17 protein-coding genes are annotated in these 21,509 nt (G+C 59.8%); 7 read left to right on the forward strand and 10 right to left on the reverse strand.

What is annotated here, in order from left to right:
• The first annotated feature begins 10 nt into the window (after nt 1–10).
• Nucleotides 11–1,663, forward strand: a complete 1,653-nt coding sequence (gene merA, locus H2515_RS04575; RefSeq protein ID WP_198660997.1) for a mercury(II) reductase — start codon at nt 11–13, stop codon at nt 1,661–1,663.
• Nucleotides 1,664–1,808: 145 nt separating this feature from the next.
• A complete protein-coding gene (locus H2515_RS04580; RefSeq protein WP_198660998.1) occupies nt 1,809–2,261 on the forward strand; it encodes a MerR family transcriptional regulator in 453 nt (150 codons plus the stop codon).
• 22 nt (nt 2,262–2,283) lie between these two features.
• Here the strand turns inward: H2515_RS04580 and H2515_RS04585 are convergent, their stop codons facing one another.
• The 3 genes from H2515_RS04585 to H2515_RS04595 are packed head-to-tail and all read right to left on the reverse strand — an operon-like array spanning nt 2,284 to nt 6,103.
• Nucleotides 2,284–3,813, reverse strand: a complete 1,530-nt coding sequence (locus H2515_RS04585; RefSeq protein WP_198660999.1) for an NFACT RNA binding domain-containing protein — start codon at nt 3,811–3,813, stop codon at nt 2,284–2,286.
• A gap of 36 nt (nt 3,814–3,849) precedes the next feature.
• Complete coding sequence (sat, locus tag H2515_RS04590) at nt 3,850–5,523, reverse strand: sulfate adenylyltransferase (protein WP_198661000.1); 1,674 nt, start codon at nt 5,521–5,523, stop codon at nt 3,850–3,852.
• A gap of 10 nt (nt 5,524–5,533) precedes the next feature.
• Nucleotides 5,534–6,103 (reverse strand): phosphoribosyltransferase family protein, encoded by a 570-nt coding sequence (locus H2515_RS04595; protein WP_035195117.1) that lies wholly within the window; start codon nt 6,101–6,103, stop codon nt 5,534–5,536.
• A gap of 218 nt (nt 6,104–6,321) precedes the next feature.
• Here H2515_RS04595 and H2515_RS04600 point away from each other — a divergent pair, with 218 nt between their 5' ends.
• Entirely contained in the window at nt 6,322–6,615 is a 294-nt protein-coding gene (locus H2515_RS04600) for a DUF4258 domain-containing protein (RefSeq protein WP_014029647.1), read from the forward strand.
• On the forward strand, nt 6,602–6,925 hold the full coding sequence (locus H2515_RS04605) for a hypothetical protein (RefSeq protein WP_014029646.1): 324 nt from the start codon (nt 6,602–6,604) through the stop codon (nt 6,923–6,925). The genes H2515_RS04600 and H2515_RS04605 overlap by 14 nt, the downstream gene beginning before the upstream one ends.
• A gap of 104 nt (nt 6,926–7,029) precedes the next feature.
• Here the strand turns inward: H2515_RS04605 and groL are convergent, their stop codons facing one another.
• From groL to H2515_RS04620, 3 genes are all read right to left on the reverse strand, one after another.
• A complete protein-coding gene (gene groL / locus H2515_RS04610; RefSeq protein ID WP_014029645.1) occupies nt 7,030–8,685 on the reverse strand; it encodes a chaperonin GroEL in 1,656 nt (551 codons plus the stop codon).
• Between the two features lie 47 nt (nt 8,686–8,732).
• Nucleotides 8,733–9,023 (reverse strand): co-chaperone GroES, encoded by a 291-nt coding sequence (groES, locus tag H2515_RS04615; protein WP_014029644.1) that lies wholly within the window; start codon nt 9,021–9,023, stop codon nt 8,733–8,735.
• Between the two features lie 102 nt (nt 9,024–9,125).
• Nucleotides 9,126–9,908 carry an alpha/beta hydrolase gene (locus H2515_RS04620; RefSeq protein WP_035195116.1) on the reverse strand — a complete coding sequence of 261 codons (783 nt, stop codon included), beginning with the start codon at nt 9,906–9,908 and terminating at the stop codon, nt 9,126–9,128.
• 443 nt (nt 9,909–10,351) lie between these two features.
• Here H2515_RS04620 and dsbD point away from each other — a divergent pair, with 443 nt between their 5' ends.
• Nucleotides 10,352–12,133 (forward strand): protein-disulfide reductase DsbD, encoded by a 1,782-nt coding sequence (gene dsbD, locus H2515_RS04625; protein WP_232821548.1) that lies wholly within the window; start codon nt 10,352–10,354, stop codon nt 12,131–12,133.
• A gap of 20 nt (nt 12,134–12,153) precedes the next feature.
• On the opposite strand, the gene H2515_RS04630 is transcribed toward dsbD, so the two are convergent.
• Genes H2515_RS04630 through glnE form a run of 3 tightly spaced genes read right to left on the reverse strand, consistent with a single transcriptional unit; the run spans nt 12,154 to nt 16,171 of the window.
• Nucleotides 12,154–12,366 carry a zinc-finger domain-containing protein gene (locus H2515_RS04630; RefSeq protein ID WP_014029640.1) on the reverse strand — a complete coding sequence of 71 codons (213 nt, stop codon included), beginning with the start codon at nt 12,364–12,366 and terminating at the stop codon, nt 12,154–12,156.
• Between the two features lie 4 nt (nt 12,367–12,370).
• On the reverse strand, nt 12,371–13,294 hold the full coding sequence (locus tag H2515_RS04635; RefSeq protein ID WP_198661001.1) for a branched-chain amino acid transaminase: 924 nt from the start codon (nt 13,292–13,294) through the stop codon (nt 12,371–12,373).
• Between the two features lie 12 nt (nt 13,295–13,306).
• Nucleotides 13,307–16,171: a bifunctional [glutamate--ammonia ligase]-adenylyl-L-tyrosine phosphorylase/[glutamate--ammonia-ligase] adenylyltransferase gene (glnE, locus tag H2515_RS04640; RefSeq protein WP_198661002.1), complete on the reverse strand. Its 2,865-nt coding sequence runs from the start codon at nt 16,169–16,171 to the stop codon at nt 13,307–13,309.
• 258 nt (nt 16,172–16,429) lie between these two features.
• Here glnE and H2515_RS04645 point away from each other — a divergent pair, with 258 nt between their 5' ends.
• Both H2515_RS04645 and H2515_RS04650 read left to right on the forward strand, forming a co-directional pair.
• Nucleotides 16,430–20,113: a YhdP family phospholipid transporter gene (locus H2515_RS04645; protein WP_198661003.1), complete on the forward strand. Its 3,684-nt coding sequence runs from the start codon at nt 16,430–16,432 to the stop codon at nt 20,111–20,113.
• Complete coding sequence (locus H2515_RS04650) at nt 20,110–20,943, forward strand: carbon-nitrogen hydrolase family protein (protein ID WP_065413023.1); 834 nt, start codon at nt 20,110–20,112, stop codon at nt 20,941–20,943. Before H2515_RS04645 ends, H2515_RS04650 begins: the two co-directional genes overlap by 4 nt.
• On the opposite strand, the gene H2515_RS04655 is transcribed toward H2515_RS04650, so the two are convergent.
• Nucleotides 20,928–21,410: a DsrE family protein gene (locus H2515_RS04655; protein ID WP_198661004.1), complete on the reverse strand. Its 483-nt coding sequence runs from the start codon at nt 21,408–21,410 to the stop codon at nt 20,928–20,930. The genes H2515_RS04650 and H2515_RS04655 overlap by 16 nt on opposite strands.
• Nucleotides 21,411–21,509 lie beyond the last annotated feature (99 nt).

Raw genomic sequence — 21,509 nt, forward strand, 5'->3', positions numbered from 1 at the left:
GATGTTTTAGATGAATAAAGCGATGATGTTGGGCATTACGGGCATGACCTGTAATCATTGTGCTCAGATGGTGGAAAATGCGTTGCGCGCGGTTCCGGGCGTCGCATTGGCACAGGTGGCTTTTCCGAAAGAGCAGGCACAGATCGAAGTTTCCGAACCGGTATCCATGGAAGTGCTTGCTGCCGCCATCAACAAAGCGGGCTACGGTGTTTCGCTGCCTGAAAATGCCAGCACTCCGGTGGCAATGGCGGCAAAAAATGCCGATGCTACCGGCTTTCATGTCGCCATTATCGGTTCCGGATCAGGCGCCTTTGCTGCCGCCATCCGGGTGACGGAAGGGGGCGGACGGGTGACCATGATTGAATCCGGTACGCTGGGCGGCACCTGTGTCAATGTCGGCTGCGTGCCTTCCAAGATCATGATCCGTGCCGCGCAGATGGCCCAATGGCAGCGTGCCCATCCTTTTCGTGGTTTAAGTCATAGCGTATCCAGCGTGGATCGCGCCGCCCTCGTCGAGCAACAACAGGATCGTGTGGCTGAGCTGCGTGAAGCCAAATATGCCCATGTGCTGGCTACGCATCCGGACATCACCTTTGTGCAGGGGCATGCCCGCTTTGCCGATGCCAAAACCCTCGTGGTGCGCGCTGCCGACGGATCGGAACAACGGATCCAGGCGGATCGTTTTCTGATTGCGACGGGTGCCCATGCGCACTGCCCGGACATTGAGGGTCTGGCGCAAACGCCTTACTGGACGTCAACGGAAGCCTTGGTAGCGCCCGAATTGCCGCATCATCTCCTCGTTCTGGGGGGGGCGGTTGTCGCGGTGGAGCTGGCGCAGGCCTTTCGCAGACTGGGCTGCGCAGTCACTCTGCTGGCGCGCAGCACACTCCTGTCCAAAGACGATCCGGCACTGGGTACGGGGCTGGAGGCCGTATTTCAGGAAGAGGGAATTCGCGTGCTCAAGCACACCGTTCCCACGTCGGTGCATTACGAGAAGGGCCGGTTTTTGGTCAGCATAGGCGCTGAGACAATCCACGCGGATCGCTTGCTGGTGGCAACCGGGCGCACGCCCAATACGGCGGATCTGGGACTGGAGCAGATCGGGGTAATCACCAACAAATCCGGGGCCATTTCGGTGGATGCGCACATGCAAAGCAGTGTGCCCCACATTTATGCTGCCGGTGATTGCACGACCCATCCTCAGTTCGTTTACGTCGCCGCGGCGGGCGGCACCCGGGCGGCCATCAATCTGCTGGGCGGCGATGCCAGCCTGGATTTGCGGGTGCTTCCTGTCGTCGTATTTACCGATCCTCAAGTCGCTACAGTGGGGCTGGACGAGCGGACAGCGGCACAGCAGGAATTCACCACCGACAGCCGCACACTGACCCTCGATAACGTACCCCGTGCACTGGCGAACTTTGATACACGGGGATTCATCAAACTGGTCGCGGACAAGCATAGCGGCAAACTGTTGGGTGCGCAGATTCTCGCCGCAGAAGGCGGAGAAATCATCCAGGCAGCCGCACTAGCCATACGTGGCGGTCTCGGCATTCAGGATCTCGCCGATCAGCTTTTCCCCTACCTGACCATGGTGGAGGGATTGAAACTCTGTGCCCAAACCTTCACCAAAGATGTCTCGCAATTATCCTGCTGCGCGGGATAATGGATTATTGGAACCACGATGGTAAACCGCCTTCGGATCCAGTTTCTCAGCCGGGGTGGTACAAAAGCGGGCACAACTTGATGCCGTAGTGAGATCACTAACGGGTTTCGGTTGTATCCGTTGCCGAAAGTTATGGGAGCCATATATGAACAGGCAAAGAGACGGATCTGGTTTCAGCATCGGCCAGGTGGCCAAGGCTGCCGGTGTTAATGTGGAGACCGTACGTTTCTACGAGCGCGAAAATCTCATCAAACAGCCTGCAAAACCCACCATCGGGATGCGCCGGTATGCCTCCGAAGTGGTGATGCGCATACGCTTTATCAAGCATGCCCAAGCCCTGGGATTTACTTTGCAGGAGACGCGGGAATTGCTCGCGTTACGTACAGGCGATGCAGAAGTGTGTGCCGCCATGCGCTACCACGTCGAAGTCAAGCTCCATTCAGTTCAGGAAAAAATCAAGTCACTACAAGGTCTGGAGACCGTTCTGACGAACCTGATCGAGGAATGCAAAAGCGGGGATGCCCGCCAGCGCCATAGTTGCCCCATTCTGCAAGCATTGGACGAAGATGCAATTCCGGGAGACAGTCGGTCAAACTAATCAAGGATTTTAGATGATTATATTAGCCGTCGCGCCGTACCCGGATGCTCTGAAAATGGCGATAGGTCACTTGTCCCGGCCCGCCGTTCGGCTTGCGGTGGACATGGCGGATTTCCGTCCAGTCCACCTCCCCGCTGATGGCGCGGGACTGACTCTGTTGCAGGGCAATGCGTGCCGCGGCGACGCGCACCGATTCGGGTACGGGCGTCTGACTGTTCTCCCGGCGCAACACCACATGGCTGCCGCCTAAATCCTGAATGTGAAACCACAGGTCCCAAGGCTTGGCGCTGCGGAAGGTCAGGCGGTCATTTTCCTTTGCATTTTTCCCCCAGAGGAGCGTAAAGCCCTCTATTGCCGTGCGGTTGAAGTCGCTAACATCCGGTTTTCCGTTATTCGCGGATCTTACGGGTGCCGGGCCTGCGGCGGTTGATGATCCCGTTGCCGGTCCGGTCTGCTCGCCCCCCGTCGCTTCCGTAAGGTCTTGCAGCAGCCGTTCCATCTCTTGCAGGCGGGTGGCGATTTCGCGTTGCGCGCGCTGACTGCGTTGTGCCTGCTGCATGTACCACTGCGCCTGCCGGTGCAGCGACTTGCCCGGCGTCACGGTAATAGTGAGTGTTGCACCGGTGACGCAGGTGTGGTCCGGGGCACTGAGCTGCGTGGCGGACGGCATCGCGTCGGGCAGGGCAAAAAGGGCGAAGGCCTGGGTGCGATAGACCTCCGGGTCCTCCCAGCGCGTCATATCCTGGCGCATTTTTTGGATGCGGCGGTGCAGGCGCTCCCATTGCTGAGTGCGGGCGCGTTCCTGGGCGGAAGGTTGGGGATGGGCTGTGGGTTGCACAAAGTGCAGTGCTTCCGGCGCTGGAATCTCCTGCATCGGCCCCAAGTCGAATATGGGTAGGGGGTAGGTGACAGGGTTGTCTGCATCCACTGCTTGCCGCCACCAGGACGCGCAGGGATCTGAGCGTAGCGACCAGGCCTCCTGCATGGCATCCTGATCCGCCGTGTGCTGCGGGCGATAACGGGGCGCCACGCGGCGCAGCCAGGCGGCAGTCGGTAAAGGCTGAGCAAAGGGTTGGCTGTCTTTCGGTGGTGCATAAGCAATGCCGGGCAGGAAGCGTGGCGCGGCCTTGCCATCCAGGCTGTCCCAGCGCCAAGCCCAGCGGATATGTTGCGCCTCATCGAGCAGGGCGATATTGCCGCGTCCGCCAAAGCACTCGGCAATCAGGCTGATCTGGTCCACCCGCTTGCTGATATGGATGCGGCTGCAATCGATGCGCACGATGCGATCCGCCCAGGGCACGCTGATACGCTGAATGCGAAAACCCGCGAAACGCTGATTGAGTGGACTGCTCCAGGTGGTTAAGGCATCCGACTTATGGAATGCAGGGTCTTGCCAGAGCCCCAGAGGGGCACGCTGCACAATCAGCGCAAGATGTGCTTTGGCCGTGTGCAGATAAATCCCGCCCGGCGCATCGCTGATGCCCTGGATGGCCTGCTGCGCGAGCTGGCGGTCCAGACACCGGGCGGCGGCGGCGAGTTGTAAGGTGTCCATCTGCTGAACCTTAAGCTGTGTGCGCCGGTAACATGCTCATGCTTCTTTGCGCGCCGCGATCACGGTCGGCTTAGCGGTCACCGCACCCAGTTGGCGCAGCACGCCCATCAGTGTCGCCAACGCCACCGGCGGTTTTTGCAGGCTGGCGCCCAATACACACTCCGCATGCTCCGGTACTTCGTAGGGGTCGTCCACACCCGTAAAGCCGGTGATTTCGCCGCGCATGGCCTTGGCATAAAGGCCTTTGGGATCGCGCTCGGCACAGACCTCCAGCGGGGTGGCCACGTGGACTTCGATAAACAGACCACCGGCTTCTTCCACCAGACGACGCGCATCGGCGCGGGCCTGACGATAGGGCGAAATGGCAGCGACCACCGCAATGCCACCATGGCGCGCCACCAGACTGGCGACAAAACCGATGCGGCGGATATTCTCGTCGCGGTCTGCGCGGCTGAAACTCAGTCCTTTGGACAGAAAACGCCGGACCACATCGCCATCCAGCAGGGTCACGGCGCGCTCGTCACCCGCCTCCAGAGTGCGGGCCAGCATCCCGGCCAGGGTACTCTTGCCGCTGGCAGACAGGCCGGTAAACCAGATGACCAGTCCGCGCCGGTCTGCACCGCGGTAGGCCTGGCGCAATATCTGAATGACCTCCGGTGGGGAGAACCATTCGGGGATGTCCTCCCGGCTGGCCAGTCGTCGCCGCAATTCTGTACCGGAAATGCCCGCCAGGGCCTCGCCGTTGGCCTCTTCCATCGGCACATAACGGCGCCGGGTTTGGGAATACGCATATTCGGGCAGGAAAATACCGGTGATACCCATTTCGCTGGCGTGCCGGGCAAAAAGCTCTTGCGCCGCAAAGGCCGGGTAGAACAGACCGCCCGCCGCTGCGCCCGGGTCGGCATGACCACGGCCGATGATGAAATGGGTGGCGCCATAATTACGGCGAATCAGTGCGTGCCACAGCGCCTCCCGTGGCCCGGCCATGCGCATGGCCAGGGGCAGGGGCGAGAGCAGGGCGGTCGCCTGGGGATAATGGCTCAGCACCGCACGATACACGCGCATACGGTAGGACGCCTCCACATCGCCGGGCTTGGTAGGGCCGATAGCCGGGTGCAGCAGTAGCCGCGCACCTGCCCCGGCCTGTTCCAGTCCCGCCTGGGTCACGGCGATGTGGGCGTGATGCAGGGGGTTGCGGGTCTGAAAGGCGACTACCGGATGCGCCCCGCTCCAGTGCTGTTGTAGCATGGCCGGGGTCTGATACTCGGGCGGAAATTCGACGGCGGCGGCGCGGGTCAGCGTGTCTGCATCCCAGGCCGACACGCGCCCCGCCACGTAGTAAGTGCCGCGCGCCAGCAACTCGGCCACACCCGGATGGCTGGGGTCGGTCGTTCCATAAACCGCCGCGGCTTCCAGCAACTTATCTGGATGATAGCAGTCGCTGACGGCAACGGAGCCGAGGGGGGTGCCATCACTGCGCTCCAGGCGCAAAGTGTCTCCTGCCGCCAAAGATTGGCCGAGCGCCTCGCTGACGTCGAGCACCACGGGGATGGGCCAGAGCGCGCCATTACTCAGACGCATATCCTGTAGTACGGACTGCCAGTCCGCTGCATCCAGGTAACCCTCCAGCGGAGCAAAAGCGCCGGTTAGTAAAAGTTCCAGATCGCAGCGCTGGCGCGCCGTCAGGACATGAATAGGTGAGGTGGGCATGGGCCGGTCCTTACGCGGAGAGGGGAAAGATGGGCAGGTGCGCCAGGGCGATCACCTCAGACCATTGTGCCGCATCGCCTTCGGTGCAGATGGCGGCGACGGCGGCAATCTCCGCCTCAGCCTCTGCCATGAGGGCGCGCATGGCCGCCAGGGTGGAGCCGGTGCTCACCACGTCATCCACCAGCACCACCAGCTTACCGTTGATCACCGCGCGATCCTTGGCATCCAGATACAGGGTCTGAGGCTTGCCCGTAGTGATGGACAGGGTTTCGGTGGACAAAGCCTCGCCCATGTAGGACTTGTAGTTCTTGCGCAGGACGATATAGGGACGTCCACTGTGCACCGACAGAGCGTAGGCGAGGGGGATACTCTTGGCCTCGGCGGTGACGATCACATCGTAAGAGAGTTCCGCCATGCGCCCGTTCAGCGCGTGGGCCGCGGCCTCAGTCAGTTCCGTATCGCCGAGGATGTTGAGGACGGCGATGGCCAGGTCCGGCTGCACTTTGAAGAGGGGGAGATGGCGCTGCACCCCATTGATGTTGAGGGGGTAGGTGCTGTTGTGGCTGTCAGGGTGGGTCATGGATGCTCCTTTTAGGCGCATTCTGCCACAGGGGGAGGGGGGTGGGTAGCTTAGGGCGACGCGGTTGGGGCGGTTCAGTATGGATACACTTTGTAAATCCGGCGCTCGCGCAGCGAAAGTGACGTGTCTTACCCCGGGAGGTCTCCCTGGTGCCGTGTACGGTCCCGTACGCACGGTGGTGTGGTGACAAAAGGCACACAGTGGCGTAAACTTTTTTCATGAAACCATTTCGCTGGAGTCCAGAGAAGAACGAGGCCGTCAAAGCAGAGCGGGGTATTTCGTTTGAGAGCATTGTTGTCTCAATCGAAGCCGGCGGGTTGCTGGACATCTTGGTTCACCCGAACCAGGCGAAATACCCCAGGCAGCGCGTTCTCGTAGTCGCGTGCGACAACTACGTCTATTTGGTGCCGTTTGTCGAAGAGGAAGACTATTTCTTCCTCAAGACCGTAATACCGAACCGCAAGGCAACCAGGGACTATTTGAATCAAGGTGAAACAGATGCCGAAAATTGATGCCTACGAACATGAAGTTCTCACTGCCTTTGAGAAAGGCCAACTGAAGTCCGTTGCCACGAAAGCCGAGCTAGCGAAATTCAAGGCAGCAGCGCGCGCTACGGCTATTAAGGATCGCCGGGTCAACATCCGCCTGTCTTCTGGCGATTTGAGCGACATTCAAGTTAAAGCGCTTGAGGAAGGTATGCCGTACCAAACGCTTATCGCCAGCGTTCTTCACAAGTACGTTACAGGCCGTCTGGCCGAGCCGCGCACAACCAAGCAATCAAGCCGCCCCGCGACAAAACGCCGTGCTACTTCTGGCAGTTGAATGTCCGCTGTGGCGTCGACGCCTAACCCTCGGCGCATGACCCATAAAAAAACCGGCCCCGAAGGGCCGGCTTTCTGACGCTACAGACGTCGGGGAGTAAGGGCTTAGAAGCCGCCCATACCACCCATGCCGCCCATACCACCCATGTCACCACCCATGTCGCCGCCGGACTTGTCGTCTTTCTTCGGCAGTTCGGTGACCATGGCTTCCGTGGTGATCATCAGGCCGGCAATGCTGGAGGCCTTCTGCAACGCGGTGCGGGTGACCTTGGTCGGATCGATGACGCCCATTTCGAACATGTCGCCATATTCGTCGGTGGCGGCGTTGTAGCCGTAGCCGTCTTTACCATCCACGACCTTGTTCAGCACCACGCTGCCTTCACCGCCAGCATTGGCGACGATCTGACGCAATGGCTCTTCAATGGCACGACGGATGATGGCAACACCCATGTCCTGGTCGTGGTTGGCGGTCTTGAAGCCTTCCAGTGCATGCCGGGCACGCACCAGCGCCACACCGCCGCCGGGAACGATGCCCTCTTCGACGGCCGCACGGGTAGCATGCAGGGCGTCTTCGACACGGGCCTTCTTTTCCTTCATTTCCATCTCGGAACCGGCACCGACCTTGATGACGGCAACGCCACCAGCCAGCTTGGCCACGCGCTCCTGGAGCTTCTCGCGATCGTAGTCGGAACTGGCATCTTCCATCTGGCGACGGATCTGCTCAACACGGGCCTTGATCTCGCTCTGCTGGCCACCGCCATCGATCATGGTGGTGTTTTCTTTGTCGATGACAATTTTCTTGGCCTGGCCGAGGTCGGCGAGGGTGGTGCTCTCCAGCTTCATGCCGATTTCTTCGGAAACCACACGACCGCCGGTCAGAATGGCCATGTCTTCGAGCATCGCCTTGCGACGATCACCAAAGCCAGGGGCCTTGACCGCAGCGACCTTGATGATGCCGCGCATGGTGTTGACGACCAGGGTAGCCAACGCCTCGCCTTCGACATCTTCAGCCACGATCAGCAGCGGACGGCTGGACTTGGCGACCTGCTCCAGGATGGGCAGCATGTCGCGGATGGAGGAGATTTTCTTGTCGTGCAGGAGGATGTAAGGATTCTCCAGCTCGGCAACCATCTTGTCCTGGTTGTTGACGAAGTAGGGGGAGAGGTAGCCGCGGTCGAACTGCATACCTTCGACGACGTCCAGCTCATTGGCGAGGCCGGAACCTTCTTCCACGGTGATGACGCCTTCATTGCCGACCTTCTCCATGGCTTCGGCAATGATCTTGCCGATGGAGTCATCAGAGTTGGCGGAGATGGTGCCTACCTGGGCCACTTCCTTCTGCGTCTTACAGGGCTTGGACTGCTTCTTCAGCTCTTCGACGATGACGATGACCGACTTGTCGATGCCGCGCTTCAGGTCCATGGGGTTCATGCCGGCGATGACGGCCTTGAGGCCTTCGCGGATGATGGCCTGGGCCAGAACGGTGGCGGTGGTGGTGCCGTCACCGGCTTCGTCGGAAGCCTGGGAGGCGACTTCTTTCAGCATCTGCGCGCCCATGTTCTCGAACTTGTCAGCCAGTTCGATTTCCTTGGCGACGGAGACGCCGTCCTTGGTAATGGTGGGGGCACCGAAAGATTTGTCGAGCACCACGTTACGGCCCTTGGGACCCAAGGTGACCTTGACGGCATCGGCAAGCACGTTAACGCCGCGCAACATCTTCTCGCGGGCATGTTCAGCAAAGGCTACTTGTTTAGCTGGCATAAATACTCCTCAAAATATGTGGATAGGGTTGGGATATTCAGCAATGCTTACTTTTCGACGACCGCCATGATGTCGTCTTCACGCATCACTAACAGTTCTTCGCCGTCTACCTTGATCTCAGTGCCGGCATATTTAGCGAACAGCACGCGATCGCCGACTTTGAGGTCGAGGGCGCGAATTTTGCCGTCTTCCAGGATTTTGCCATGGCCAGCGGCAACGACTTCACCCTGTACAGGCTTTTCTTTGGCGGTATCGGGAATGATAATCCCGCCCGCAGTCTTTTGTTCTTCTTCCAGACGACGGATGACAACACGATCATGCAAAGGACGCAATTTCATTGAGCATTTCCTCGTTTTATACAGGTTAGTGGATGATTCATCCTGGGTGTTGTTAGCAGTCACACCCATCGAGTGCTAATGATAGGCGCTGAGAATGTTCTGTCAAGGGGACAGATGTTCTGTTTGGGAAATACGGGTCCAAAGGGATTGCAGGCTGCGCAGGAGCACCGTATCGGCGCCCTGCAAGCGATGATTTATCCCAGGTAAGGGGCGGATAGCCAGTTCCGGTGCATGAGCGCGGGCGGCAAACTGATAACTAAGAGTAAGGGGTACATCCTTATCGGCACTGCCGTGGAGAATTTCTACGGGACAATGCAGGTAAGGCGGGAAGCGCAGAAAGTCGTAGCGCCAACTGTCTGCCACCAGATCAAACTGCATGCGCAGTTCACCGAGGCCATAAGGATCTTCCCAGCAGCGCAGGTTAGTGTCCTGCCAGGTTTGTTGTTCGTCAGCGGGCAAGCGCCGAAAAATTTCCTGAATAAAATTGTAGGCGGGGGCGATGAGTAACAGGGCGCGGATCTGTTTTGGCCAGCGGGTGGCGGCGATGGTGCCCAGCCAACCACCCAGACTGGAACCTACCAAGAGCACTGGACGATCTTCCAGCATGTGCAAAATCAACTGGAGGTCCGCCAGATAGCGGGACAGCGTCAGGGCCTGAAACAGTCCGTCCGAGCGCCCGACGCCGCGCGGATCAAAGCGTACCCAGGACCAGCCTTGCGCTTGTGCGCTGCCGGCGAGGCGTTGTGATTTGGAGCCCTCCATGTTGGAGGCGAAGCCGGGCAGAAAGATACCGACGGGGTCGGTATGGGTTTCATGAATGAGTCCGCAAACGCGGTCACCGTTGGGATGAACCAGAGTAAAAGGTCTTTCGGCTGAGAGGGACACAGGCTGCTCCGCGCAAAAAAGGGCGACTATAGTCGCCCTAAAACCACAAAGGAGGAAAGAAACATGCGCTGCAGCCTGCTACTGACTGCAGTGAAAATATTAGCAAATTACAGGAGCACTGGCAAATTACATTCCGACTGGTCGGATAAAAGAAGGGCGAACCGTGAGGTCCGCCCAAAACCACCAAAGGAGGAAGAAACATGCGCTCGCAACCATTACAGCCGCTTGCAAGGGATTAGAGAACGAGGTCTGCAGAAAGTTCCACGCTGCTGGGATTTCTTTCTGAGACCCCGTATCCTCAGCGTGGTGGCGCAGTTCTTGCTGCCTTGAGGAACGGATAATCTGCGGAAAATGTCTGCAGGGGTAATGACAGCGTGGTGAGGAGCGATGCAGGGATGAGAATTGGAGCAGGGAGTAGGACCATTCGGGCCAGGAACGTATCGATGTGGAGTGCCATTTTCGCTTTCCTGCTGCTGTTCTGGCTGCCGTTAACCCAAGCTGCCCCGTTCTTGGCGCCGGACCAGGCCTTTCGCTTTGAAGCGAGTCTGCGCGGCCACGACCAGTTGCAACTGCGCTGGAATGTGGCGCCGGGGTACCACCTGTACCGCGACCGGATAAAATTCTCCGTGACGCCAGACAGTATTATCCTCGGCCACTACACCCTGCCCACAGGGATGATGCTGAACGACCCGGCCTTTGGCAAAGTACGGGTGCTGGAAGGCCAAAATACCCTCACGGTGCCTTTCACCATTCAAGGAACAGCCCCTGCTTTCATTGAACTAAAAGCCACCTATCAGGGCTGTGCCAATGCCGGCGTTTGTTACCCTGAGCAGGCCAAGACGATCAGGCTGGCTTTGCCTCAGCAGGCTATGGCATCTCCGGTGGCGCCCGTTGTGCAGTCACCGAAGGTGGTGACCACAGCTGCTGCGCTCAGCCCGACGAGTAATGCCGGGACCCTTGCGGGGGCTTTGCAGAATCGTTTCTGGCTGACGTTGGGGCTCTTTTTTCTCTCCGGACTGGGTCTGGCGTTCACACCCTGTATTTTCCCCATGATCCCTATTCTCTCGGCGCTGATTATCGGGCAGGAGGCAGGGCGCGGCCAGCAACGGTCACGTGCCTTTGCGCTTTCCATTGCCTATGTGCTGGGGATGTCACTGACTTATACGATTGCCGGAGTGCTCGCGGCGGTGACTGGGGCCTATATGCAGGCGGCCTTTCAGAGCCCTTGGGTGCTGGGGGTTTTTGCATTTATTTTCGTGTTGCTGGCGCTGTCCATGTTTGATTTTTACGAACTGCAAATGCCGAGCAGTATCCAGACGCGCCTGGCGGGCATGGGACGGGGCGGGCATCTGTTCAGTACCTTTGTCATGGGGGCCCTGTCAGCGCTGATTGTCGGACCCTGCGTGGCGGCACCCCTCGCGGGCGGGTTGCTCTTTATTTCGCAGACGGGGAATGTTTTTCTTGGCGGGTTATCGCTCTTCGTTCTCAGTTTGGGGATGGGGGTGCCCTTACTGATCATCGGCACTTCCGCTGGTCATTTGTTGCCGCGTGCTGGTGCTTGGATGGATGCCGTCAAAGCGGTTTTTGGCGTACTGATGTTGGGCGTCGCTATCTGGCTGCTGGCTCGGGTTCTGCCGGGGCCGGTGAGTCTGGCCTTGTGGGCAGCGCTGGCGGTGGTCAGCGCCATGTATCTCGGCGCGCTGGACGTGATGGCGGCGGGTGTTTCGGGCTGGCGCCGTTTCTGGAAAGGTGTCGGCGTCTTATTGCTGGCCTATGGTTTGGTTATGGGCTTGGGGGCACTGAGTGGGGCCAGTGATCCGTTACGACCGCTGACACCTTACACGGCAGGACCGGCGCATCAGGAAACTCGGCCGGATGCGCTGCACTTTAGCGTGGTAAAAACTCCGGAGGCTTTGCAGCATGCGCTGGCGCAAGCTAACGGCAAACCGGTACTGGTGGATTACTGGGCAAGCTGGTGCGTGGAATGCGTGCGTATGGATAAAGTCACTTTCGCCGATCCGCAGGTGCGGGCCGCTTTACAGGGACGGGTACTGATCCGCGTGGATGTGACAAAGGATGACGCCGCCAGCCGCGCCCTCCTGAAACGTCACAATCTGGTAGGCCCCCCCGCCTTCATCGCCGTAGGCGCTGACGGCAAGATAGCCGCGCAGCAGGAAGGGTATTTAGGCTCAGCGGCGTTTTTGCAGTGGCTGCCGAAATCTTAGCGTAGTCATGCTGATGCTTTTCAGTGCCCCGCCGCCTTCTTTACGGGCCCGCCCTTGAGCACATAAAGTGTCCCGCAATACGGGCAGCGGACTTCTCCGCTCTCTTCGATCTTGAGAAAGACCCGGGGGTGCCCGTTCCAGCGACTCATGCTGGGCATGGGGCAGTAGAGGGGGAGGTCTTTGGCTTCCACCTCGGTATAACTCTGGTCACAGCACTTGATGGGTTGGGTCATGGGGTCAGCCAACGTGATGCAGCCATTCCGGATGGTCCTCACGGCGCCCGGCTACGGTGTCGAAGTAGCGGCTTTGCAGCATTTCGGTGGCCGGACCACGATACCCTTCGCCGATGACCCGGCCATCAATCTCGCGGATGGGGGTGACTTCCGCCGCGGTGCCGGTGAAGAAGGCTTCGTCGGCAATATAGAACTCGTCGCGGGTCAGTTGCTTCTCGACGATGGGGATGCCGGCATCGCGGGCGAAGCGCAGGATGGTGTCGCGGGTGATACCCTCCAGGGCGCTGGTCAGTGTCGGCGTGTAAAGAATGCCGTCGCGGATCATAAAGATATTTTCGCCGGAACCTTCTGCGACATAGCCTTCACGATCCAGCAGCAGGGCTTCATCGTAGCCGCAGGATGAAGCCTCGCGCTGGGCCAGCATGGAGTTCATGTAGTTGCCGGTGGCCTTGGCCTTGCACAGGTGCACGTTGACGTGGTGACGGCTGAAGGAACTCACCTTGACGCGGATCCCTTTTTCCAGCGCTTCCTGGCCCAAATAGCTGCCCCAGCTCCAGGCGGCAATGAGTGCATGGACCTTGAGTCCCTTGGCGGACAAGCCCATACCTTCAGCACCGTAGAAGAACAGAGGGCGGATATAAGCGGACTCCAGCTTATTAGCGCGGATGACTTCTTTGGTGGCATCGTTGATCTGGTCTTGCGTGAAGGGGACCTCCATCTGCAAAATCTTGGCGCTGTTGAAGAGGCGTTTGGTGTGCTCCGGCAGGCGAAAAATGGCGGCGCCCTGGGGGGTGGCATAGGCACGTTCGCCCTCAAAACAGCCCATGCCGTAATGTAGGCTGTGGGTGAGGCCATGCACGGTGGCCTCCCGCCAGGGGACCATTTTGCCGTCAAACCAGATAAAACCGTCGCGTTCCGCCATGGACATCGTCACATCTCCTTAATCGCTATAACTGCCAATGAGTTCCTGCCAAATCTCCCGCACCCCATGCGCTGCGGCTTGTAGCGCATCCCAATCGGGAATCGCTGCAGTGCGGATTTCGTTGCCCTGCAAGTTCAGCCAGCGCCGGTTTTCTTCCTGGCGGTACAGTCGCCAGGCTTGCCCGAGGACGGCGCCCTGTTCTGCGCTCCAGATGTCCGCACGGGTCAGTGCGGCTATCCCTGCGGCGGTTCCGGTATCCTGACACAGGGTCGGCTGCTGGGAGCAGGCCCCTAGCATAGCAAATTGTACGAGAAACTCGATATCTGTGAGGCCCCCGGGACTTAGTTTCAGATGAAAGCCATCCCGGGCGAAGGGCTTGCTCTGATAAATGCGTTGCCGCATGTTGCGGACGTCTTCCACTAACTGCTCGGGCTGGCGCGGCCGGCCGAGGATTTCTGCACGCAGGCTGGTAAAACGGGCACCGAGTTCCCCATCCCCGGCGACCCAGCGGGCACGGGTGAGGGCTTGATGTTCCCAAGTCCAGGCGGATTCGTGCTGATAGCGGCTGAAGGCCTCCAACGTCGTGACCAGCGGCCCGGATTGCCCACTCGGGCGCAGGCGCATGTCGATCTGGTAGAGCAGCCCGGCACGGGTGAGGGTGCTGAGGATGTGAATAAGCCGTTGTCCGAGACGGGCAAACCAGGTAGGGGCAGGGAGGGGCAGGGCACCGTCGCTTTCGGTGTCGAGGGCTGCGTCATAGAGGTAGACCAGGTCGAGATCGGAGGCAAAGCCCATTTCCCGACCGCCCAGTTTGCCGAGGGCGATAACGATGAAGGGGGCCACTTGGCCGTTGCCGGTCCGCACGCTGCCGTGGCGGCGCTGCATTTCCGCTTCGGCCCAAGCCAATGCGGTTTGCAGGGTAAGCTGGGCGAGATCACTGAGTTGGGGGAGCAGGGTTTCCACGGGCAGCTGGTTCGTCCAGAAGGCGGCGGCGAGACGCAGGACTTCGGCATTTTTGAAGCGCCGCAGGGCATCCATCCGTTCTTCCATATCTTCAGCGATCTGTAACTGTGCAGCGAGGGCCTGCGGCCAATGCTCGGGGCTGATGACCGTGTCGCTGAGTACGTCATCCAGCAGGATGGGGAAGCGTGCCAGTTCCTGTGCCAGCCAGGGGCTGTGCAGTAACTCCGCGATGCGCATGAGGTACGGCGGATTCTCCGCAAGCAGGGCGAGGTAGTTGGCATGCCCCAGAATGGCCTCAATGAGGGTGAGGAAGCGCTGTAACCAAGCGTCGGTGTCTGGTTGGGCGCTGCCCAGATCGAGGGCCAGGGGAAGCAGACGGTTGAGGCGTTGGCGTCCTTCTGTAGAGAGGCGGCTGGCCACATCGCGGCTGTGGGCGAAGCGCCAGAGGCGCGTCCATATGGCTTCCGGCGCCGTGAAACGCAGGACCTGGAGCAGGTCGCTGGGAGCGGTTTCCAGCGCAGCGGTCTGAGCGCGTTGCCAGAGTTTCTCTCCGTTGCTGTTTTTACCCTGGCGATCATCCTCCCCGGAGGTCAGGGTGCGTTGAAAGATGGCGTGGTTCTCCTGGCGAAAGGTGTCCAGGGTGTCGCGCATGGTCATGACGTCCGGGAAACCCATGCTACAGGCCAGGCGTTGCCATTCCGGTTCCGAGCGCGGTAATTGCTGGGTCTGCTGATCATCGACCATTTGCAGACAGTGTTCAGTATTGCGCAAAAAAAGATAAGCGCGGCGCAGCCGGTCGGTATCGTCTGCGGGCAGGAGTTCAGCATGGGCGATGGCGGCGAGGGTGTCCAGGGTGTTGGTGCTGCGCAGGGCGGGTTGGCGGCCACCATGGATAATTTGCAGGGATTGACAGACAAACTCGATTTCACGGATACCGCCTTGGCCCTTTTTGATGTCGTTGCTGCTGCCACCTTGTTCCGCATCCATGAGGGCTTTGACTTCCCGCAGGCCAGTGAGGGCGGTGTAGTCCAGGTAGCGGCGATAGACAAAAGGGCGCAGGGTGTGGAGGAGACTTTGGCCAAAGGCGAGGTCACCCGCGACGGGGCGCGCCTTGATAAAGGCGTAGCGCTCCCAGCCGCGGCCATGCACCTGATAGTATTGCTCCATGGCTGCGGCGGAGATGGAGAGGGGGGCGGCATCACCGAAAGGGCGCAGGCGCATGTCGACGCGGAAGCAGAAGCCGTCCGCCGTCCGCTGATCGAGGGCCTGAATCAGCCAGCGCCCGAGGCGTTGGAAGTATGTGCTGTTGTCGAGGGGGATGGGACCATCCGTCTCGCCATCCTCGCCGTAGCAGAAGATGAGGTCGATGTCGGAGGAGAGGTTGAGTTCGCGCCCGCCCAGCTTGCCCATGCCGAGGATGGTGAAAGGCACTTCCTGACCGTCGTTGTTGCGGGGGATGCCATGGCGCTGGTGTAGCATCTCTACGCCATAAGCATAAGCCTGTTGCAGGCAGATTTCGGCCAGCGCGCTGAGGGCGGCTACCGTTTCTGAATAATGTTCGCCGGGCTGACGATCCAGCCAGATGATTTCTACCATACGGGCATTGCGGTACTGGCGCAGATCGGCAAGGAAGGCGTCGCTGCTGAGTCCATGGGTGGCGGCAAGGTCGCTGTGCCCGCCGCGTGCAAGACGCAGCAACCAGTGGGGATGGCGGAGGAGGAGTCGGCGCGCAAAGAGGCTGACACAAGCGATATGTGCCCAGTGTGCGGCAAAGGCGGGTCCAAGGCGACGGAGCTCGGCCTGTTCCTCAGTAGAGAGGGCAGCCCAGGTGGTTTCGAGTGGTCCGGTGATTGCCTCCGTTTCCAGGGGTAACAGGTTAATGGCGTGGATGATCTCCTCGGGTAACTCAGGTGCCGCCATGCATGCTCCTTCCGGTGATGTTCCGCATCGTGTGTATGGGCAGTGTAACTTATCCCTGTTTTGGGGTCCGCATGGGGCTCTGTGGTGCTTCTTGTGCTAGGATTTTGTGCGGTTACCGTTGGCGCGTTACGCGATGCTATATGGTAACGCGATCCGCCAAGAGAATCGTAGCAGGGGGCACATTCATTATCTCACAGCGTTTACCGGCGTTGACCGGACGGGTTGGCTGATGTTGCGGGCTTTCAGGAGAGGCATGCCTTGCCGCGTTTGCGCCTGACCTTGGTTGGTGCCCGCCGGGTGGGCGGTTGGCTGCTGGCCATCGTGCCGACTGTGCTGGTGTTGCTGGCGGTGGTTTTTTATCTCCTGCTGATGCCTCATCTGGAGTCATTGCGTCCCTATGTTTCTCAATACCTGTCGCGGGCTTGGGGCGCTCCGGTGCAGGTGCGCGGGATGCGCTTGAGCTGGAACTGGGGACCGTCGCTGGAATTGGCCACGTTGCGGGTGGGCCCGTCTGCACAGCCGGAACTGGCGCTGCACGGGGTGCATCTGCGCCTTTTTGCCCTGCCCCTGCTCTGGGGGGATCTGGTCGCTCAGGATTTCCGCGTTACGGACGGCGAAGTGTCCGTCGTTCAGGCAGCCGACGGTGCCTGGCAGGTGGCTGGACAGCCGCTGGGACATGGCGGGTCGCCTTTGCCACTGGATCTGGACTGGGCCCATGTGGATATTCAGCACCTGACTCTACAATGGCGCCCTCAGTTGCAGGCCGCTCCCATTTCTCTGCAGGTACGGTGGCAGAGCAGTGGTGGTCTGCGTCCACAGATGCAGGTGCAGGTGCGCTGGTCACCGCAAGGTTTGTTGCGCTACTCAGGAGCGGCGCGTGGCGTTTTTACCCGTCCGGAGCGTTCCTCTGGCAGCGGTAATTGGGTGTTGCAATCGTTGCCGCTGCCATGGCTTCATCTCGCGGATCCGCGCCTGCCGTTGTTGAGCGGAAACGTGAGCAGCAGCGGGCGCCTGCAATGGCGTTATGGCTTGCCGCGCACCGCTACCGGGCAATTTGCCGTGCACGACGCCGGGGTGGACGGTAAGCAGTGGGCACAAATCCATGGTCATCTGGGCTGGGTTGGAACGGGTTCTACCGGGACATTGCAGCTTGCTGATTTGACAGGGCTTGCCGCACAACCGCTGGCAGTGCGCTTGGGGCTCAACTGGCGCCATCGCCTGCAATGGCAGGTGGAAACGCCACTGCTTCCCGCTGCACTCCTCCGGAACGTGCCGGAGATGGCCCTCCCCGCGCAACTCCGTTGGATACCGCAGCAACGGTGGCAAGGCAGCCTGCGCGATTTGCACTTCCACTCACACAGCGTCGGACATCAGCCCGTCACTTGGGAGCTTCAGGCCGTACTGCATGGCATTGGTGTTCCGCCCCATGGATACTGGTTCGGTGTACAGGGCCTTAGCGGCGATCTCGTCCTTCACCCGGAAGCCATGAAATTTCATATGCTTAGTCCGCAACTTGCCCTGGACTGGCCGCAGCGCTTTGCGGCGCCGCTGCACTTGCAGGAAGTTTCGGCACAGATTGCCGCCCGGAAAACAGGTGCAGACTGGACGATTCAGGCCAATCCGATCGCGTTTAAGGGTCCCGGTCACCTGCACGCCAGCCTTGTGGTGCAGGGCCAGCAATTGCGCCTGAAGGCTCAGCTTGACGATATGCCCGCGACGGCGATGGCGGATTTCGTACCGCAGAGCGGTATTAGCCCTGCCCTGCGCCACTGGCTGCTGCAGGCATTTCAGGCGGGATCCTTGCAGCATGCTGATCTGCAGTGGCGGGGACCATGGAATCACCTGCCCCGTCAGGCACCGGGCGGGCATTTTTCGCTGCGAGCGAATTTTCGCCATCTGACCCTGCATTATGCCCCGCACTGGCCAATAGCGACGCAAGTAAACGCGCAACTCCTCTGGGTGGGAGACCACCTTTCCGTCCAGAGCCATCAGGGTGACATTTTCGGGATGCCAGTTGCTTCCGCCAGCATCGATCTCAACCATCTTTTCGCAGCGCATACCTCGCCGCTGCAGGTAACCTTGAAGACGCCGATCCCGCTGGATAAATTGCTGCCCTTTTTGCGGGAAACACCCATACTGGAGGGCAAGGCCGTGGCGAACATGCCCCTGCGTCTGACCGGGCAGGGACAATTACAATTAGCCCTCAGCGTCCCTTTCGGGGCTGAGAAGAGCCAGGTGGATGGCCGGATCGATCTCCGTCACGCGGGAGCCGGATGGGGCGGCTGGCAGGCTACCGGTATACAGGGGCCGATTTATTTTCAGCGGGACAAGATTCAGATTGGCGGGCTGAAAGGCGTTTTTGCCGGTGGTCCCGTGCAGGCGAGCCTGCAGGCCAGTCAACTGGCGACCGCGCCGCGCCTGCATTTTTCGCTGCAGGGTGCGCTCCAGGCGGCTGATCTGCCGATGCCGGAGCGCTGGCGCACGGCTTTCAGTGGCGCCGTCCCGTATCAGGGTAGCGGTACGCTGTTGAACAACAAACTGCATTTTAAGGGCGATGCCGACCTGCGCCAAAGTCGTAGCGCTTTACCGGCGCCTTTGAATTGGGCATCAGGCAAGGGTGGCAGCCTGACCGTGCAAGGTCATGGCAATGTGGCTCACCGTCTGCAAGTCAATTTCAAGCTACCCATGGGGTCTGCCGTCCTGGCTTGGCAACGGGAGAAATCCGGTTGGCGATGGAAGGCGGGCGCCGCCCGTTTGGGTGGAGAAATCCCTCCGCCACTGCCCAGTAATGGGTTTTCCCTTCGGGGCCGTGGCGATAGCCTCTCCGTAGGACCATGGCTGAGCATGCTGAGAGGTGAAGCAGGCCGCGGGACATGGCCGGAAATCCGCTTTGACCTGCATTGGCAGCACCTGCGTTTTCTGGAACAGGATTGGCCGGATGTGCAGATGCGCGGCCAAGTGGCGGCGGAGAAGCTCTATCTGCAATGCGCCAGCCCCCAGTTAGCCGGCATCTTACAGTATGCGCCCGCGCTGCAGCCCATGGTTCCTGCCGAATTGCATCTGGACATCCAGAAATTAAACATCGCGGCACCGATATCTGCGGGGTCCTCTGCCACCGTCCTTTCGCAAACACTGCAGGGAGCCGCGGGTAGCCCGCTGACAGTGCATACCCATATCGCGCAACTCGATTGGCGGGGCCACAAGGTGCATGACGTACTGCTGGATGCCGGGCGATCGGCGAGCGGCTGGAATATCGCTATGCTCAAAGGCGTCTGGGCAGGCAGTCAATGGGATTTTAAAGGATCATGGCAGGGCGCCGGAGTTGGTCAGTCGACCTTTCAGGGAAATGTCCGCAGCAACAATATTGCACCTATTCTGCAGGATATCGGTATGGAGACCCTGGACTATGGCCGTGCTGATTATGCAGGAAAACTGTCCTGGCCAGGCGCACCCTGGGATTTCTCCGCGGCGCATCTCCGCGGAAACATACAATCAAAGCTGTGGAATGGTCGTCTCGGAAAACTGGGTACGGATATTTCCTGGCTTATCTTCCTGAATCCTACGACGTTATTTCAGGACGTTCTCACCTTTGATTATCGCCCGCTCTTCGGCAGCGGCTTGTTCTTTTCCAAGCTGTTTGCCGACTTCCAGGTGCAGGATGGTGTCGCCCATACCCGCAATCTACGCCTTGAGTCCAGCGCGCTCGATATGCAAGGGAGTGGTGATATCGATTTATCGCACCGAAGCATGAGTATGGGGTTGCAGGTCTATCCCTTGCAGAGTTTTGACCTGCTCCTCGGACATTTTCCGATTCTCGGTCCCGCCCTCTTCGGGAAATCAGGCAAGGTGCTAGAATGGCGGTATCAGGTAGACGGGCCCTGGAAGCATCCGGTGGTGCGTCAGGTCCATGCACCGGCCAAGGCCGGAGAGGGAAGACCATGAAAGTCCAGGTTGCTGTGGTGCAGATGGTGTCTTCGGAGCTGCTGGCGGATAACCTCGCCCATGCCGAGTCTCTGCTGGCGCAGGCGGCTATGGGGGGGGCGCAACTGGTGCTCTTGCCCGAAAATTTTGCGCTCATGGGGCGCGACGAAAAGGCCAAACTGGCCATTATGGAAATGGGTGGCGATGGCCCGATCCAGTCCTGGTTGGCAGCGCAGGCGCAGCGTTTGAGTCTGTGGCTGGTCGGGGGTAGCATCCCTTTGGCCGCCCCCGACGGACGCTGCTATGCCGCCTGCCTGGTTTTCGACCCCGCCGGCCAATGCCAGGCGCGTTATGACAAAATACATCTCTTCGACGTCGATCTGGCGGGCGGCGAAAGTTACCGCGAATCCCGTACTGTTGCTCCCGGCAGCACCCCAGTGGCCGTGACTACGCCCTGGGGTCAGCTTGGCCTCTCTGTCTGTTATGACCTGCGTTTCCCGGAGTTGTACCGCAGTTACGCTGGGGCTGAATTACTAGTTGTCCCCAGCGCCTTTACCCAGCAGACGGGTGCCGCGCACTGGGAGTGTCTGCTGCGGGCGCGTGCTATCGAGAACCAGGCCTACGTGCTTGCTGCTGATCAGGGTGGTTTGCACCAGAACGGCCGTCAGACCTTCGGCGGTAGTATGATTATTGATCCCTGGGGCCAGGTGCTGGCCCGCCTGGACCAGGGCGAAGGGGTCGCTCTGGCCCAGGTTGACATGGAATTTTTGCGGCGCTGTCGCAGTAATCTGCCCGCCCTGCAGCATCGTCGCCGCCGCCAGGCATTTTGCGACGCTTACCAGGAGATATAGGCGTAACCCTTCTGTTGCAGGATGATAAGGTCCACCGCGCCGCTGAACACCGGCTTTGCCTCAGGAATCAGGCTGGCCTTGTCTATTTCGACGGTCTTCAAGGTTTGCTCGCAAGCATTAAAGACCACGCCATACATGGACAGGCTTTGTACCTGTTCCATAATGAATTTCTCGTAGTGGTGATGGTTCTTTTCCGTTTTGACCAGCAGCCAGATACCGGGTCCGAAACAGTCAATGACGATGTCTGCGTCGTTATTGAAATGCTGCAGGACCGTTGCCGCGCTGTGCAGAATATCTAAAATATAGGCGGCATCAGATTTGTTGAGTTGATAGACCACTTTGTTCTTGCTGGGCTCCATCATTCCCCCGGCCTTGCTCTGACCGGCGACGGCCAGTGCACCGACCCCGGCCGCGGCGGCGAGACCTCCCATGAAGTGGCGGCGGGAATGGTTTTTGGCTTGAGCCATGCTATCCTCCTGAGTTTTACGGGTTGTGATAATCACCCTAAGACTAGCAAAATTTGCGCCGACGTGATCGCGGCGGATGAGGAGCGTATGCGTGGATGT

The organism is Acidithiobacillus ferrivorans (assembly GCF_016250455.1).
Classification (GTDB): domain Bacteria; phylum Pseudomonadota; class Gammaproteobacteria; order Acidithiobacillales; family Acidithiobacillaceae; genus Acidithiobacillus; species Acidithiobacillus ferrivorans.